Source organism: Streptomyces sp. NPDC057617 (genome assembly GCF_042800555.1).
Taxonomy (GTDB): domain Bacteria; phylum Actinomycetota; class Actinomycetes; order Streptomycetales; family Streptomycetaceae; genus Streptomyces.
On the sequence record NZ_JBHVGV010000011.1, the window covers coordinates 236,906 to 251,170 of the forward strand.

The following is a 14,265-nucleotide window of genomic DNA, read 5'->3' on the forward strand; positions in this document are numbered from 1 at the left end:
AGAATAACGCAACCCGGTTAAAAACATTACCGAGTATCACCCAGCCCTTCGGTCAAGCATCACCACTCATTGAGTCCCGTACGCAGCCGCTCGAAGGCCAGCTCCGCCGCCGCCACCGCGTCCGGGTACACCGCCTCCACGCTCTCGCCCGCCGCGATCCGCCGCCAGTTCTCCAGCGCGAGGATCCGCTGTACGGCGATGATCTGGCCGGCGCCGAGCGCGCCCTCGATACCGCCGCCCAGGGCCGCGGCCAGCGCTTCTTCGGAGCGGCTCTGATACCCGTACATCCTGGCCACCAGACTCGGCGTGCCGTACAGCAGCCGGTGGTACGCGAGCACCGCGGGGTGGTCGTTGAGACCGGTCACCGGGTCGCGCCCGGCGAGCCCCGCCAGGAAGTGGCCGCAGAGGGCGTCGAGCGGCCGTACGCCGTCGGACCGGCCGGCCAGCACCACTCGGGCCGCCTCGTCCTCGTGGTCGGCGAAACGGTACAGCGCCAGGTCCTCCTTGGTCGGGAAGTACCGGAAGAGCGTCGGCTTGGAGATCTCGGCCGCGGCGGCGACCTCCGCGACGGACACGCTGTCGAAGCCCTTCGCGAGGAAGAGGGAGATCGCGGCGTCGGAGATGGCCTGGTAGCGCTGCTGTTTCTTGCGCTCCCGCAGACCGCGGACGGCGGCCGGATCGGGGCCGGGGCCAGGACCGGTGGTCGGATCGGGGCTGGGGCCGGCGGTCGGATCGGGGCCGGGACCGGTGGTCGGATCGGGGCTGGGGCCCGGATCGGCGTCGTTCATGGCCACGAGCGTACGCAGCAGTTGACCTCAACCGGACTTGACGTTCAAGACTCTCCAGCACAACCGCGAGGACACAACCGCGAGCGGAAGGCGTGATCGGTATGCGTGTGGCGAGGGTGACCGCGTTCGGCGGTCCCGAGGTGCTGGTGACGGACGTGGCTCCCGACCCGGTGGCGGGCCCCGGCGAGGTGCTGATCGCCGTCTCCGCGGTGGACACGCTCTTCGTGGAGACCCAGATCCGGACGGGCTGGGGCCGGGAGTTCTTCTCCGTACGGCCGCCGTACGTCCTCGGCGGCGGAATCGCCGGTACGGTACGTGCCGCCGGCGACGGCGTCGATCCCGCCTGGCTCGGCCGCCGGGTCGTGGCCGCGCTCGGCGAGAACGGGGGCGCGGCGGAGCTGGCGGTGGCGGCGGTGGGCGCGCTCGTACCCGTACCGGACGGAGTCCCGCTCACCACCGCCGCCGCGCTGATCCACGACGGTGTCACCGCGCTCGCCCTCATGAAGAACACCGGCCTCATGAAGAACACGGGCCTCACGGAGAACACCGGCGTGGCCGCGCGCGAACGGGTCCTGATCACCGGCGCGTCGGGCGGCATGGGCACGCTGCTCGTACAACTCGCCAAGTCCCGGGGCGCGTTCGTCGTCGGCGTCGCACGTGGTGAGCGGAAGGCCGCGCTGGTACGGGAGTTGGGCGCGGACGCGGTCGTGGACGGCGGGCTCGACGGATGGCAGGACCGGGCCCGCGAGGCGCTCGGCCCGGCGGGCGCCGATGTCGTCCTGGACGGAGTGGGCGGCGAACTGGGCCTGGCCGCCTACCGGTTGACCGCGAAGGACGGTCGCTTCTCGGCCCATGGCGCCCCGACCGGCGGCTTCGCGCCGGTGGACGCCCGCGACGCGGCGGACCGGGAGGTCACCCTGCTGGGCATCATGGACGTACAGCTCACCGAGGAGGAACGGGTACGGCTCTCCGCGCAGGCCCTGCGGGAAGCGGCGGCGGGCCGCCTGCGCCCGGTGATCGGCGAAACGTTCCCGCTGGAGCGGGCTGCGGAGGCACACCGCGCGATCGAGGCCCGCGGCCTGGTGGGCAAGGTCGTACTCACGGTCTGAACTCCCGCCGGCCCCCACCAACACCCGCCGACCCCCACCAACACCCGCCAACACCCTCCGCCCCCCACCGACACCCGTCGGCCCTGGCCAACACCCTCCGCCCCCGCCAACACCCGTCGCCCCCCGCCGGCCCCCGCGGCACGCGCCCAACCCCGCCTCAGTGCTCCCGGTAATAGTCGCCGAGGGCGTGGAACGCGGCCTTCGGTTCCCACGGCAGGCCGGGGTACGTCTCTCCGAGGCGGCCGTCCAGGACCTTGACGATGCCGTAGCTGGCCAGGTCCAGGTCCTCGCGGGGGTCGCCGTCGGGGCGGTGCACATGGTCGTTCAGCGCGAAGGTGAACACAAAAGCGCTGTCGACGCCCCCGGCGTCAAAGGCCTCCAGCAGCTCACGCAGATACGCCGCCTGACCGGCCTCGTCGCGGACATACTCACCGTTCAGCCGGAGCGGTGCGCCGGTCTCCTTGTCGTACTCGACGATCTCCAGGCCTTCGGCGCCCCTGTCCCCCGCACCCCGATAGCCGGCCGCGCCGAACTCGGTGATGGCGACGGGCTTTCCCTGCGCCACGAGGTCACGGACGCCTTCGGCGAACTGGTCGGCGATCCCGGCCGACCGGTAGAGATCCATGGACACGATGTCGAAGGGGGTCCAGTCCACGCGCTCAAGCGGTACGGCGGCGTAGGTGACCTTGCCGCCGAAGCGCTCCCGGACGAGTACCGCGGCTTTGCCGAGGAAGTCGTTGACGCGCGCGCCGACCTCGGCGATCCGCTCGCGCAGGCGATGTGGCTGCCGCAGCAGTTCGACCCGCTGCTCGGTGCTCTCACCGGGCAGGAATCCCTTGTTCATCAGGCTCAGCTCGGCGCCGGCGACGAACACGACGTCGGCTCCGCGCCGCCGGAGCCGCTCCGCGCGGGCGGCGCAGTCGGCGAACAGCGACAGCGTCTCGTCGGTGGTCAGTTCAAGGGGGTAGGGCGAGAACCAGACCTCAAGGCCGAGGTCGGCCGCGTACGACGCCGCGAACTCCAGCCGCTCCGGATCGCCGCCGATGACACGGACCGCGTTGCAGTGCAGATCGTCACGGATGACGCGCAGCTCACGCCTGACCACCTCCGGGTCGAAGTGTGTACGGGAGTTCGCTCCGTAGCGGACGAAGCCGGTGTCGTAGCTGATGCCTTTGGACCGCATGCGTCGCGTCCTTTCATGGCAGGAAGATTCACGGCAAAAAGATTTACGGTACGCAACGTACCCTAGTTGCCTCTAACCAGGGACGGCAATCAGAATGGGAAGGTACGATCCGTACCGCTCGCGGGAAGGCGCCAGAAGACACCATGCGGGAAGAGGCCACGGAGGGCGCGGAGGCCACGTCAGGGGACGCGGCGAGACAGCCGGGCGCCGACGGGCGGACGCGGCGACGCGGAGCCGTCCTGGAGGAGGCGATCCTGCGCGCCGCGGTGGACGAGATCACCGAATCCGGATACGCCGGGCTCACCATGGACAAGGTCGCCACCCGCGCCGGCACCAACAAGAACGCCGTCTACCGCCGCTGGCCGAACCGCCTCGCGCTCGGCATCGCCGCGTACCGGCAACTGGCCACGACAGTCCAGCCGCCCGACACCGGCGATCTGCGCGGCGACGTCCTGGAACTGCTGCGCCGGGCGAACCGCCACTGGGGCTCCCCCCTCGGCACGGTCTTGCGCGACCTGATGTCCGCGGCCGGCGGCGCGGCGGAACTCCTGGCGCAGCTACAGGATCAGTCCGGCGACGCCGCGGCCGCCCCCTGGCTGACGGTCCTGGGGCGCGCGGTCGCACGCGGCGAAGCGTCCCCCGAGGCGCTCCATCCACGGGTCGCCACGGTGGCCGTCGTCCTGCTGCGCAACGAATTCGTCGTACGCGGGGTCCCGCACGCGCCCGACGACGTACTCGTCGAGATCACCGACGAGGTGTACCTGCCCCTGGTGCGGCGGCGCGGTCGGTAGACACCGGGTCCGTAGACACCGAGTCAGAAGACACCGGGTCAGAAGATGTCCGGGCACCAAGGGCGCCTCGGCGTACGGAACAGCCGGTCCGCCACCGTCGCCGCGCCCGGGCGTTCCTCGCTGACCGAGCCCAGCGCGACCAGCCGCAGCGCCGATTCGTCGCCCAGATACAGCGCGCCCAACTCCCGTACGTCCAGCACCAGATCGGGCGAGTCGGTGGTGGGGACGCAGGTCGCGCCCTCCGGCGAGGCGTCCAGCCGGAACCGGCCGGCCGCCAGCTCCGCCCTGTCGTGGATGTCCAGCACGACCGTGCCGGGCACAGCGTACGTACGCGCCTCCAGCGCCCGTATCGTGTCGAGGATCCGCACCCACAGGAAGTCCGCCTGCGTCACGATCCGCGCGGCGCGCGGGTCGGGCAGGAACAGGGGCAGCAGATCGTCCGGGGCGCGGAGCCCCGTCCTGACCTTGGTGATCCAGTCGACCGAACACAGGAACTGCCACAGGGCCCGTTCCGCGCGCGGCGACACCGCGATCAGCTTCCGCACGGACGCGGTGTTCTTCGGCTGCTTGGAGTCGCCCCACAGATCGTCGGCGCTGTACTCGGCGAGGCCCTCGACGTCGCCGGCCGCCGAGCGGTAGACCGCGTAGAACGGCTCGGTCCAGGGCTGGCCGTTGGGCACCTCGCCGGTGTTGACCTGCCACCAGCGCTCGTCGCGGTCGACGGCGCCGGGCTGGCGCGGCCGGAAGCGTTCGTGCAGCTCGGGGCCGAGCTTCCGTACGTCGGCGGCGTCGGCCAGATCGATCCTGCCGCCGTCGACCGGGCCCGACCAGCGCGGGTCGAGGCCGGTACGCGCCACGTCGATCTCCCACTCTGCGGTGGAGGCGGCGGGTCCGAAACCGTACCGCCCGTAGATCGGGTACTCCGCGGAGACCAGCGTGGCGACGGCGTCCCCGCGCTCCTTCGCGGCGGCGAGGTCGGCGGCCATCATCCGGCCGAGCAACCCGCGCCTGCGGTGGGTGGGAGAGACGGTCACATTGGTGACGGCGTCGGCGGGCAGGGCGGCACCGCCGACCACGGTCAGCTCCTGTGCGAAGGACCGGAAGGTCGCGACGCAGCGGCCGTTGTCGAAGGCGCCGCGCGTACGCTCAAGATCGCTGTTCGCGAACCGGGCCGCGATCACGTCGTCCGGGCTGACCGGCGGCCGGAGGAACCCGATGTTCAGGGCGCGATGCCAGTCGGGAAACTCGGACGCGGCGACAGTACGGACCTCAAGGCTCATGATCCACACGCTAGGCGCTGGTACGGGTCGCCCGCATCCGGATTTTCCACCCGGCGGGCCGACAGGCGAGCGGAGCAGCGCACACGCGCCGGAGCAGTGCCCGCCAACCGGAGCGCCGCTCTCGTTTCGGAGCGGCGCTACCACTTCGGGGCGCTGCCGCCACCCCGGAGCAGCGCCCATGTTCCGGAGCAGTGCTCGTACTCCGGACTAGCGCTCGTGCTCCGGATCATCGCTCTCGTACGAGAGCACCGCCCCGATACCAGAGCACCGCTCCCAACACTCCCGCGTCCCAACGCTCCCGCGCCGCTCCCCGCTCCCCCTCAGAACGCCGCCCGCACCGCCCCCACCTCGGCGCCGCCGCCCAGCAGTGGCGCCCGGCCGATGCGGCCGACCACCTCCGACTCCACGCCCAGCAGTTCGAGCGCGCGGGCCAGGACCGGGCCCATCGCACGCATCGCGCCGTCGTCGATTTTGAAGGCCAGCGCGCGGCCGTCCGGCAGGGCCACCGCCTGGACCGCCTCCGCGCCCATCTTCGACAGCGTCCCCGGCACCTCGCGCATCAGCCAGGTGTCCGAACGGCGCGTGCCCGCCACATACTCCGGGTGGGCCCGCATCGCGTCCGCCACCCGCCGCTCGGCCGTCCCCGGCTCGGCGCGTACGAAGTGCCGGAAGGCCCGCGCCAGCCCGGTGAGGCTGATCGCCATCAGCGGGGCTCCGCAGCCGTCCGTACCGACCGCGTCCACCGGCTCCTCCGCCGTCTCCTCGATCACCGTACGGACCAGCCGCTGGAGCGGATGCTCCGGATCCAGATAGCTGTCCTTGGGCCAGCCGTTCAGGGCGCTGGCCGCCAGCATGGCGGTGTGCTTGCCGGAACAGTTCATGACGACCCGGTCCCGCACCCCGCCCGCCGCCAGATACGCCTCCGCCTCGTCCCGGTCCACCGGCAGGTCCGGCGGGGTCAGCAGATCGTCCGGCGTCAGCCCGTGCTCAGCGAGCATGGTGCGGACGAGGTCGAGATGGAAGGCCTCGCCGGAGTGGCTGGCCGCGGCCAGCGCCAGCCGTTCGCCCGACAGATCGAGACCGGCCCGCAGGACGGCGGCGGCCTGCATCGGCTTGTTGCTGGAGCGCGGGAAGACCGGGGCGTCCGGGTCGCCGAGCGCCAGTTCCACCTGCCCGTCCACCCCGAGCAGCACCAGCGTGCCGCGGTGCCGTCCCTCGGTGAAGCCGGACCGTACGACCTCCGCGAGCACGGGCGGCGCGGCGTCCGCCGACGGAACAGCGGCAGGCTCCGGTACGGGCGCCACCGTCTGCGACGGTACGGGTACGGGTACGGCCGGCGGTATGGCGGGGGTGCTGGATGTCATCGTCGGCCTTCCGGTACAGGTGCGTGTGCAAGTGCGGGTGCGGGTACGAGGCGGTGACCCCCTCGGTGACCCCCTCGGCGACCCCTTCGGTGCCCGACTCGGTGCCCGACTCGGTGCCCCACTCGGCGACCCGCTCGGAAAAGCCGGCGGCCACAAGGGCGCCGCCGGCGGTCTCGGTGAGCGGGTCAGCAGGTCGAACAGGCCATGGAGCAGGTCATCAAGCAGGTCATCGACCAGGCGATCGATCAGGCGAATCGACTACGTGAGCAGGTCATCCACCTGTGCCTCACCTTCACGGTACCTGCGCGCGATCTCGGCACTGCAGTCGTTCGCCGTCTGTTGGAGCTGGTGACGGCGGCGCGAGAGCTGCTGTTCGTTCCTGATCAGCCTGCCCATCGCGGAGTGCAGCTCCTCGTCCGTACGGGCCTCCAGGTCCGACAGTTCCACCTCCGCGAGCGTTTCCGCGGCCAGCGCGCGGTACTCCTCGCTGCGCGGCACGGAGAGCGTGACATGGCGGGCGGAGGTGCGGTGCTGCGAAGGGGCGTCGGTGAGGATCTCGGAGAGCCGGTCGACCACCGGTGTCTCGGGCGCGGTACGGCGGGCCAGCTCGGCCCGCAGGATGTCGATACGGCCCTGGAGGAGCCTGCGCAGATAGCTGAGATCGGCTTCGTCGCGCTGCGAGTCCCGGCGCAGCGCGCGCAGTTCGGGCAGCCGCAGCACCCGGAAGTCGTACGGCCGGGCCGCGGGCAGCGAACCCTCGGCGCCGGTCCGCTGTACGGGCGGCCGCAGCCCTCCGGAACCAGCACCGCTCCCCTTCGCCTTGCCGGTCCCGCCCGCCCTGCCGCTCCCGCCCGCCTTGCCGTTCCCGGCACTCGGACCAGTATTCAGACCGGCATTCAGACCGGTGTTCAAGGGACTCATGGAACCGATCCCGGTACCCGAACCGGTGCCGACCCCGGGCCCCAGATCCGCACCCCTCAGATCCGTACTCCCCAAGTCCGTACGCCCCAGATCCGCCCGCCCCGGATCTGCCCGCCCGAGATCCGCCCGCCCCAGCTCCGTACCGGAACTGCCGGTCCCGCTGGTCGTGCACGTCGTACAGGCCGTCGGTACGGGACCGGGCGGCTGCCCGCCACCAGATGCGCTCATAACACGTACTTCCCCTCACTCCGCTGGGGAGACCCGCCCTCGCTCCGCTGGGAACCCCCCATCCCTCGACCGGCGCGCCCACCGACGCGCCGCCTTTGTGCATGGTGCCACTCCTGGCCAGGCGCATGCGGGCACTCTGCACCCGTTCGGCCCCCGATAGGTTGGTCCGCATGCGAGCGGTGGTGCAGAGAGTCGACGGCGCGAGTGTCGACGTGGTGACGGAGTCGGGGACCGAGACGGTCGGCGGGTTCACGGGCGAGGGCTTGTGTGTGCTGGTGGGAGTGACCCATGAGGACACAAAAGAGCAGGCTGAACGGCTCGCCAGGAAGCTCTGGTCGATACGGATGCTTGAAGACGAGAAATCCTGCTCCGAAGTGAATGCCCCACTGCTGGTGATCTCGCAGTTCACCCTCTATGGGGACGCCCGGAAGGGCCGCCGCCCCACGTGGAACGCCGCGGCGCCGGGCCCGGTGGCCGAACCGCTGGTCGACGCGGTGGTGACGAGTCTGCGGGCACTGGGTGCGCGGGTGGAGACGGGCCGCTTCGGAGCGGACATGAGGGTGTCCCTGACGAACCACGGCCCGTTCACGGTACTGCTGGACATGTAGGCCCCCGGCCACCCCCGGACAACCAACGCCCCGGCCCCCGGACGGCAACGCCGCGGCCCCGGCCGGGGCGCCCGAAGCCCCCCTTACGCCTACGCCTCCACCACCGCTTCCTGCGCCGCCGCCGTGTCCCCCGCCATCAGCTCCGCGTCCAGCGGCACATTCCGCTTCACCAGGGCCAGCGCGATCGGTCCCAGCTCGTGGTGGCGCCCCGACGTGGTGATGAAGCCGAGCTGGCGCCCGTCCGCGCCGTCCGCCGCGAGGCGTACGGGCGTACCGTGCCCCGGCAGATGCACCTCGCTGCCGTCCAGGTGCAGAAAGACCAGCCTGCGCGGCGGCTTCCCCAGGTTCTGGACGCGCGCCACGGTCTCCTGGCCGCGGTAGCACCCCTTGTGCAGATGGACCGCGCTGCCGATCCAGCCCAGTTCGTGCGGGATGGTCCGGTGGTCGGTCTCGAAGCCGAGGCGCGGCCGGTGGCCCTCGATCCGCAGGGCCTCGTACGCGAGGATCCCGGCCAGCGGCCCGTTCGCCGCCGCGTACACCTCCAGGTCCGCCCGGGGCAGGAAGAGATCACGGCCGTACGGAGTCTCCCGTACGGCCACGCCTTCGGGCGCCTCCGCGATGGAGCCCGCGGGGAGGTGGACGATCGCGATGTCGTCCGTACGGTCGGCGACCTCGACCCGGTAGAAGAACTTCATCGACTCCAGGTACGCGATCAGCGCGCCCTGCGTACCGGGTTCGACATGCGCCCACAGCGTCTCGCCGTCGTCCACGAGATACAGCGCGTGTTCGATATGACCGTGCGCCGAGAGGATCAGCGCTTCCGTGGCCTGCCCCGCCGGCAGCTCGCTCACATGCTGGGTGAGCAGCAGATGCAGCCAGCTCAGCCGGTCGTCCCCGGTCACGGTCACAACCCCGCGGTGCGAGAGGTCGACCAGACCGGTGCCATCGGCGAGAGAGCGCTGCTCACGGAACAGATCACCGTAATGCGCGGCGACGCCTTCGTCCTGGCCTTCGGCGGGAACGGCTCCGGACAGGGACAGCAGAGGGCTCTTCATGCTTATCAGCCTACGACTTGGCGGCGGCAGCGCCCCGGGCGTGCCCGGGAACCGACCCGGCTTTACGAACCGGCTTTACGAACCGGCGCCCGCCGCGCGCAGCGAGCAGGCCCGGCAGCGGCCGAAGATCGCGAAGTGCTTCATGTCCGTCGTGAAGTCGTACGTCGCGCTCAGCTTGGCGGTGAACTCCGCCGCGACCTCGATATCCGCCTCGATCACTTCCGTACAGTCCCGGCAGACCATATGGATGTGGTGATGGCGGTCGGCCAGGTGGTACGTCGGGGAGCCGTGCCCGAGATGGGCGTGCGAGACCAGCCCCAGCTCCTCCAGCAGCTCCAGGGTCCGGTACACGGTGGAGATGTTCACCCCGGAGGCGGTCTTGCGCACTTCGCAGAGGATGTCGTCGGGCGTCGCGTGTTCGAGGGAGTCGACGGCTTCGAGCACAAGCTGACGCTGCGGCGTCAGCCGGTAGCCGCGTTGCCGGAGATCGCTCTTCCAGTCGGTGCTCACCACGCTCCCCAGTGTATGCAGCAGCGGGGGCGGTGCGGGCGGATCGTAACGGACTGCCCCAAGAAGGCGAGACCGATGGCGCAAACTCGAAGCGACGGCGACTACTTGAAGAACGCGATGCCGTCGTCCGGGAGATCCCCGAGGTCCTTGGCCCACGCCTCGACCTGGTCCGGCGTCACGACCTTCTTCAGATGCGCCGACATGTACGGGCGCAGCGCGATCCCGGGTGTCGACTTCTCGCCGACCCACATCAGATCGCCCTTGACATAGCCGTACAGCCGCTTGCCCCCGCTGTACGGGCCGGAGGCGGCGGTACGGGCCACCGCGTCCGTGACCAGGTCGATCTGCGGCTTCTGGTCGGCCAGCTCGCCGTACCAGACCTCCACCACGCCCTGGTCCCTGACCATCACGACCTCGACCTTGCGGTCCTTGTCGATCCGCCAGAAGCCGGACTCGGACTCGATCGGCCGGAGCTTCTTGCCCTCGGCGTCGAGCGCCCAGGTGTGCGAGACGTACTCGATGAAGTCCCGGCCGTCATGGCTGAAAGTGACTTCCTGGCCGAAGTTGGCCTTCTCGTCGCCGGGGAAGTCGAAGACGCCGACGCCTTCCCAGTTCCCGAGGAGGAAGACGAGGGGAACGAGGTCGGGGTGCAGGTCGGACGGAATCTCGATCATGAGCGGCTCAGTCGATCTGTAGAGGCGGGGGGTGTGGCGGGGGAGGTGGCCCCGGAGACTAGCGCTGGCCCTGGTACAGCTTCTTCACGGCCAGTCCGGCGAACGCGAGCGTGCCGAGGCAGACGAGGACCAGCAGGGAAGTGAAGAAAGCCTCAAGCACGGGGTGCTCCTCGGGTGCGCGGTAAGGGCAGAGCTGGGGCCGGTGGGGCCGGGCCCCAGCCTAATGGGTGATGACCCGGCCCTCACGATGAGGTGCGCCCCGCTCCGGAGCCGCGGTGCGACACCGCTACGGAGCCACGATGCAACGCGCTCCGGAGCCGCCGGTTCAGCCCAGGATTACAGTTCGGCATATGCCTTCCGCGAAGAAGCTCGTGATCAAAGTGACCGCCGGGGCCGATGCCCCCGAGCGCTGCTCCCAGGCCTTCACCGTCGCGGCCGTCGCCGTGGCCAGCGGGATCGAGGTCTCGCTGTGGCTGACGGGCGAGTCCGCGTGGTTCTCGCTGCCGGGCCGGGCGGCCGAGTTCGAACTGCCGCACTCCGCGCCGCTGCCCGAACTCATCGAGTCGGTCCAGGCCGGGGGACAGATCACCCTCTGCACGCAGTGCGCGGCCCGGCGCGACATCTCGGAGAAGGATGTGATCGAGGGGGTACGGATCGCCGGCGCGCAGGTCTTCGTCAGCGAGATCATGGCGGACGACGTCCAGGCCCTCGTCTACTGACGCCCGTACGGGGTCCCGGCGCGGGTTCCGGGTGAGTCCCGGGCTGGGTCCGGGGTGGGTCCCGGCAGCGGTTTCGGTCGTACGCTGGAGACATGTACACGCGACGCCGTCGTCGGTACTTCCTGTTGATGGGCGGATGCCTGATCCTCTTCGTCTCCGCCTGGGGATTCGTACGATTCTGGTCGGTCCCGGCCGCCGTCGCCCTGTGCATCGTCGCCATGGTCATTCCACCGATCGCGGCCATGGTGGGGAACGCGCGGGGCAAGGACGACCGCTGGTGGGACGACCCGACCGGGGACCCTCAGTCCGATGAGTGGTGGGACGAACTGGACGGCAAGACGCCCCCGAAGTCCCAGAAGAGAGACAGCAGGAAGTAGCCGGGCAGAGCAGTGAGCGGGCGGGAAGCGGCGCGAGAGGCGCGGTGCCCGCCGAGGGTGGGGGTATCTGCCTGCTTTTCGCGCCGGAACCCGCGCCGGAACCCCCGCCGGAACCCGCGCGTAAACCCCGCCGGGACCCGCGCGTGAACCACGCGAAGAGGGCCGCACCCCTCACAGGTGCGGCCCTCCAGTCACATGCGGGCTCAGACCGCGATCGCGACCTCCGCGAGGCCCCCGGTCTGCGCGACGACCGTACGGTCCGCCGTGGCACCCGGTACGAGCGCCCGCACCGTCCACGTCCCCTCGGCCGCGTAGAAGCGGAACTGCCCGGTCGCCGAGGTCGGGACCTCCGCGGTGAACTCACCGGTCGAGTCCAGCAGGCGTACGTAGCCGGTGACGGGCTCGCCGTCACGCGTCACGGAACCCTGGATGGTCGTCTCGCCGGGCTTGATCGTCGAAGCGTCGGGGCCGCCGGCCTGTGCTCCACACATACTGTTCAGTCCTCCAGGTCGGGGCGTGATTACTTGTTGGCGCCGAGCTCGATCGGCACACCGACGAGCGAGCCGTACTCGGTCCACGAGCCGTCGTAGTTCTTGACGTTCTCGACGCCGAGCAGCTCGTGCAGCACGAACCAGGTGAGCGCGGAACGCTCACCGATACGGCAGTACGCGATGGTGTCCTTGCTGAGGTCCACCTGCTCCTCGGCGTACAGCTCCTTCAGCTCGTCGTCCGACTTGAAGGTGCCGTCGTCGTTGGCGTTCTTGGACCACGGGATGTTGCGCGCGGACGGGATGTGACCCGGGCGCTGCGACTGCTCCTGCGGGAGGTGCGCCGGCGCGAGCAGCTTGCCGCTGAACTCGTCGGGCGACCGTACGTCGACCAGGTTCTGCGTGCCGATCGCGGCGACGGCGTCGTCGCGGAAGGCGCGGATCGCGGTGTTCTGGGCCTGCGCCTGATACGTGGTGGCCGCGCGCTCGGGGACGGCCTCGACCAGGTCGCGGGAGTCCAGCTCCCACTTCTTGCGGCCGCCGTCGAGGAGCTTGACGGAGTCGTGGCCGTACAGCTTGAAGTACCAGTACGCGTAGGACGCGAACCAGTTGTTGTTGCCGCCGTAGAGGACGACCGTGTCGTCGTTGGCGATGCCCTTGGCCGACAGGAGCTTCTCGAAGCCCTCCTGGTCGACGAAGTCACGGCGGACCGGGTCCTGGAGGTCCTTCTTCCAGTCGATCCTGACGGCGTTCTTGATGTGGTTCTTGTCGTACGCCGAGGTGTCCTCGTCGACCTCGACGATGACCACCTTCGGGTCGTCGATGTGGGCCTCGACCCAGTCGGCGTCTACCAGGACGTCGCTGCGGCTCATGCTGTTCTCCTCCGGGGCAGTGTGCGGCGGGATGGTGCTGGTGCCGGGTGGTGCTGGTGCGTACGGGTACGGCGTCGGCTTCCGGGCATGGCACACGAGGGACGGAAGCCGGCATACGGCGCGGTGCTGGCCCTGAGACACTCGAAGGGCCGGAGAAAAAAACGGGACGCGGAAATCCCGTTCAGACAGCGCAACAGAGCATGGCGGCGACGCGGCACAGGTCGACTGCCCGCCGCTTCGTGAAGTCCGCCTGCTGCCTCATACGTCCGATCGTAGGGACGTTCCGGCGGACATGTCACCGGTGTGTCGTATGGCGAGACACGATCGTCCACAGAACGAGACGATGTGCGGCCGGCGCGGGGAAGGCGCTACCGGGCGGGCTGGAGCGGCCGGTTCCGCCCGCGGGGCTTCTGCGGAGCGGACACCGGCGTCTCACCATCCGATCACCCGGCCGGAGGTCCCCCGGTCGGCGGCCTCCGGTCGGCGCGCCTCGCCGTGTCCGGCCCGCGCCCAGGGCCTAGCCCGCGAGCGAGACGTTCGTTCCCGTACCGGAGAACTGGAGGCCGGTCTCCGAGGCGGTGACCTTGTCGAGCTTGATGGTCGACGGCAGTCCGTCGATCTTGAGGTCGTAGTTGACGACGTCCCTGACCTGGTCGTTCAGGCCCGGCACCGGCAGCTCTGGCAGCGTCTCGGCCCGCAGCCGTACGGTGTCGCCGCCCGTCAGCGAGACCGTGCTGTACGCAGTGACCTCGCGGCCCTCCAGCAGCGCCCGTACCGAGGACGGCATATCGATGCCCGCGCCCTCCAGCACCTCGGCCAGCGGGCCCGACACCTTGACCTGTCCCTTGGCGGCGCGGTCGGGACCCGCGTACCCGACGGTGGCGCCCTTCGGCGCGGACTTGGCGAGATCGGCGTACGAGATGTGCGCCGAGCCGGTGGCCTGGCCGGCGGTGGCCGACGAGAAGCTGCTGTCGATCTCGACGTTCTTCAGCTCGGCGCTGACCTCGGTCACCTGGACCTGGTGGCCGTCCGCGGTGGCGCTGACACCGTCGAGGCTGATGTCGACCTGGTCCAGCGAGGAGCCCAGGACCTGGGTGAGGAAGGGGAAGCCCTTGATGGAGACCTGGGGCTGGGAGTCGAGCCCCTGGCTCGACCTGATCCGGTCGGCGACCTGGCCCTCGGCGAAGTACACCGCGGCCCGGTCCGCGGCGACGAACAGTCCGCCGAAGATCACGACGAGAATCAGCAGTATTCGCAGTGCGCGCATTGCTCGGTTTCCCCCACCCTGTCGGTGCCGG

The 14,265-nt window shown here is 70.4% G+C and carries 17 protein-coding genes; 5 read left to right on the forward strand and 12 right to left on the reverse strand.

Features of this window, described 5'->3' with window-relative positions:
* Window positions 1-59: 59 nt before the first annotated feature.
* On the reverse strand, window positions 60-788 hold the full coding sequence (locus tag ACFU9P_RS26500; protein ID WP_384085263.1) for a TetR family transcriptional regulator: 729 nt from the start codon (window positions 786-788) through the stop codon (window positions 60-62).
* 101 nt (window positions 789-889) lie between these two features.
* On the opposite strand from ACFU9P_RS26500, the gene ACFU9P_RS26505 reads away from it, so the two are divergent.
* Window positions 890-1,897 (forward strand): zinc-binding dehydrogenase, encoded by a 1,008-nt coding sequence (locus ACFU9P_RS26505; RefSeq protein WP_384085266.1) that lies wholly within the window; start codon window positions 890-892, stop codon window positions 1,895-1,897.
* Between the two features lie 157 nt (window positions 1,898-2,054).
* Here the strand turns inward: ACFU9P_RS26505 and ACFU9P_RS26510 are convergent, their stop codons facing one another.
* Window positions 2,055-3,080: a hypothetical protein gene (locus ACFU9P_RS26510; protein WP_384085269.1), complete on the reverse strand. Its 1,026-nt coding sequence runs from the start codon at window positions 3,078-3,080 to the stop codon at window positions 2,055-2,057.
* Between the two features lie 143 nt (window positions 3,081-3,223).
* On the opposite strand from ACFU9P_RS26510, the gene ACFU9P_RS26515 reads away from it, so the two are divergent.
* Entirely contained in the window at window positions 3,224-3,871 is a 648-nt protein-coding gene (locus ACFU9P_RS26515; protein WP_384085272.1) for a TetR/AcrR family transcriptional regulator, read from the forward strand.
* Between the two features lie 38 nt (window positions 3,872-3,909).
* Here ACFU9P_RS26515 and ACFU9P_RS26520 read toward each other — a convergent pair whose 3' ends face one another.
* The 3 genes from ACFU9P_RS26520 to ACFU9P_RS26530 all read right to left on the reverse strand — a co-directional run bounded on the left by ACFU9P_RS26520 (window position 3,910) and on the right by ACFU9P_RS26530 (window position 7,436).
* Window positions 3,910-5,151, reverse strand: coding sequence for a GNAT family N-acetyltransferase (locus ACFU9P_RS26520; protein ID WP_384085275.1), 1,242 nt, complete (start codon window positions 5,149-5,151; stop codon window positions 3,910-3,912).
* Between the two features lie 320 nt (window positions 5,152-5,471).
* Window positions 5,472-6,515, reverse strand: coding sequence for an asparaginase (locus ACFU9P_RS26525; protein WP_384085279.1), 1,044 nt, complete (start codon window positions 6,513-6,515; stop codon window positions 5,472-5,474).
* Between the two features lie 258 nt (window positions 6,516-6,773).
* On the reverse strand, window positions 6,774-7,436 hold the full coding sequence (locus tag ACFU9P_RS26530) for an ABC transporter substrate-binding protein (protein ID WP_384085436.1): 663 nt from the start codon (window positions 7,434-7,436) through the stop codon (window positions 6,774-6,776).
* A 398-nt stretch (window positions 7,437-7,834) separates the two neighbouring features.
* Here ACFU9P_RS26530 and dtd point away from each other — a divergent pair, with 398 nt between their 5' ends.
* Complete coding sequence (dtd, locus tag ACFU9P_RS26535; RefSeq protein WP_376385670.1) at window positions 7,835-8,272, forward strand: D-aminoacyl-tRNA deacylase; 438 nt, start codon at window positions 7,835-7,837, stop codon at window positions 8,270-8,272.
* 89 nt (window positions 8,273-8,361) lie between these two features.
* On the opposite strand, the gene ACFU9P_RS26540 is transcribed toward dtd, so the two are convergent.
* The 3 genes from ACFU9P_RS26540 to ACFU9P_RS26550 all read right to left on the reverse strand — a co-directional run bounded on the left by ACFU9P_RS26540 (window position 8,362) and on the right by ACFU9P_RS26550 (window position 10,511).
* Window positions 8,362-9,327, reverse strand: coding sequence for a YgfZ/GcvT domain-containing protein (locus ACFU9P_RS26540; RefSeq protein WP_384085283.1), 966 nt, complete (start codon window positions 9,325-9,327; stop codon window positions 8,362-8,364).
* A 75-nt stretch (window positions 9,328-9,402) separates the two neighbouring features.
* Entirely contained in the window at window positions 9,403-9,840 is a 438-nt protein-coding gene (locus ACFU9P_RS26545) for a Fur family transcriptional regulator (protein ID WP_376385666.1), read from the reverse strand.
* Window positions 9,841-9,938: 98 nt separating this feature from the next.
* On the reverse strand, window positions 9,939-10,511 hold the full coding sequence (locus tag ACFU9P_RS26550; RefSeq protein WP_384085287.1) for an FABP family protein: 573 nt from the start codon (window positions 10,509-10,511) through the stop codon (window positions 9,939-9,941).
* 350 nt (window positions 10,512-10,861) lie between these two features.
* Here ACFU9P_RS26550 and ACFU9P_RS26555 point away from each other — a divergent pair, with 350 nt between their 5' ends.
* Window positions 10,862-11,230, forward strand: coding sequence for a DsrE family protein (locus ACFU9P_RS26555; protein WP_376385662.1), 369 nt, complete (start codon window positions 10,862-10,864; stop codon window positions 11,228-11,230).
* Between the two features lie 92 nt (window positions 11,231-11,322).
* Window positions 11,323-11,607: a DUF3099 domain-containing protein gene (locus ACFU9P_RS26560; protein ID WP_046498163.1), complete on the forward strand. Its 285-nt coding sequence runs from the start codon at window positions 11,323-11,325 to the stop codon at window positions 11,605-11,607.
* A gap of 203 nt (window positions 11,608-11,810) precedes the next feature.
* Here ACFU9P_RS26560 and ACFU9P_RS26565 read toward each other — a convergent pair whose 3' ends face one another.
* From ACFU9P_RS26565 to ACFU9P_RS26580, 4 genes are all read right to left on the reverse strand, one after another.
* The gene (locus tag ACFU9P_RS26565) at window positions 11,811-12,098 is read right to left on the reverse strand and encodes a DUF1416 domain-containing protein (protein ID WP_046498161.1); all 288 of its coding nucleotides are present in this window, start codon (window positions 12,096-12,098) and stop codon (window positions 11,811-11,813) included.
* Between the two features lie 29 nt (window positions 12,099-12,127).
* Window positions 12,128-12,967 carry a sulfurtransferase gene (locus ACFU9P_RS26570; RefSeq protein WP_384085291.1) on the reverse strand — a complete coding sequence of 280 codons (840 nt, stop codon included), beginning with the start codon at window positions 12,965-12,967 and terminating at the stop codon, window positions 12,128-12,130.
* Between the two features lie 181 nt (window positions 12,968-13,148).
* Entirely contained in the window at window positions 13,149-13,229 is an 81-nt protein-coding gene (locus tag ACFU9P_RS26575; protein WP_376385708.1) for a putative leader peptide, read from the reverse strand.
* A gap of 255 nt (window positions 13,230-13,484) precedes the next feature.
* Entirely contained in the window at window positions 13,485-14,234 is a 750-nt protein-coding gene (locus tag ACFU9P_RS26580) for a DUF2993 domain-containing protein (protein WP_376385657.1), read from the reverse strand.
* Window positions 14,235-14,265: the final 31 nt, after the last annotated feature.

Coding starts and splice junctions, on each gene's coding strand:
- dtd (WP_376385670.1), top strand. CDS start 7,835: ATGCGAGCGGTGGTGCAGAGAGTCGACGGCGCGAGTGTCGACGTGGTG.
- ACFU9P_RS26550 (WP_384085287.1), bottom strand. CDS start 10,511: ATGATCGAGATTCCGTCCGACCTGCACCCCGACCTCGTTCCCCTCGTC.
- ACFU9P_RS26570 (WP_384085291.1), bottom strand. CDS start 12,967: ATGAGCCGCAGCGACGTCCTGGTAGACGCCGACTGGGTCGAGGCCCAC.
- ACFU9P_RS26510 (WP_384085269.1), bottom strand. CDS start 3,080: ATGCGGTCCAAAGGCATCAGCTACGACACCGGCTTCGTCCGCTACGGA.
- ACFU9P_RS26530 (WP_384085436.1), bottom strand. CDS start 7,436: ATGAGTCCCTTGAACACCGGTCTGAATGCCGGTCTGAATACTGGTCCG.
- ACFU9P_RS26525 (WP_384085279.1), bottom strand. CDS start 6,515: ATGACATCCAGCACCCCCGCCATACCGCCGGCCGTACCCGTACCCGTA.
- ACFU9P_RS26540 (WP_384085283.1), bottom strand. CDS start 9,327: ATGAAGAGCCCTCTGCTGTCCCTGTCCGGAGCCGTTCCCGCCGAAGGC.
- ACFU9P_RS26565 (WP_046498161.1), bottom strand. CDS start 12,098: ATGTGTGGAGCACAGGCCGGCGGCCCCGACGCTTCGACGATCAAGCCC.
- ACFU9P_RS26505 (WP_384085266.1), top strand. CDS start 890: ATGCGTGTGGCGAGGGTGACCGCGTTCGGCGGTCCCGAGGTGCTGGTG.
- ACFU9P_RS26580 (WP_376385657.1), bottom strand. CDS start 14,234: ATGCGCGCACTGCGAATACTGCTGATTCTCGTCGTGATCTTCGGCGGA.
- ACFU9P_RS26575 (WP_376385708.1), bottom strand. CDS start 13,229: ATGAGGCAGCAGGCGGACTTCACGAAGCGGCGGGCAGTCGACCTGTGC.
- ACFU9P_RS26560 (WP_046498163.1), top strand. CDS start 11,323: ATGTACACGCGACGCCGTCGTCGGTACTTCCTGTTGATGGGCGGATGC.
- ACFU9P_RS26555 (WP_376385662.1), top strand. CDS start 10,862: ATGCCTTCCGCGAAGAAGCTCGTGATCAAAGTGACCGCCGGGGCCGAT.
- ACFU9P_RS26500 (WP_384085263.1), bottom strand. CDS start 788: ATGAACGACGCCGATCCGGGCCCCAGCCCCGATCCGACCACCGGTCCC.
- ACFU9P_RS26520 (WP_384085275.1), bottom strand. CDS start 5,151: ATGAGCCTTGAGGTCCGTACTGTCGCCGCGTCCGAGTTTCCCGACTGG.
- ACFU9P_RS26515 (WP_384085272.1), top strand. CDS start 3,224: ATGCGGGAAGAGGCCACGGAGGGCGCGGAGGCCACGTCAGGGGACGCG.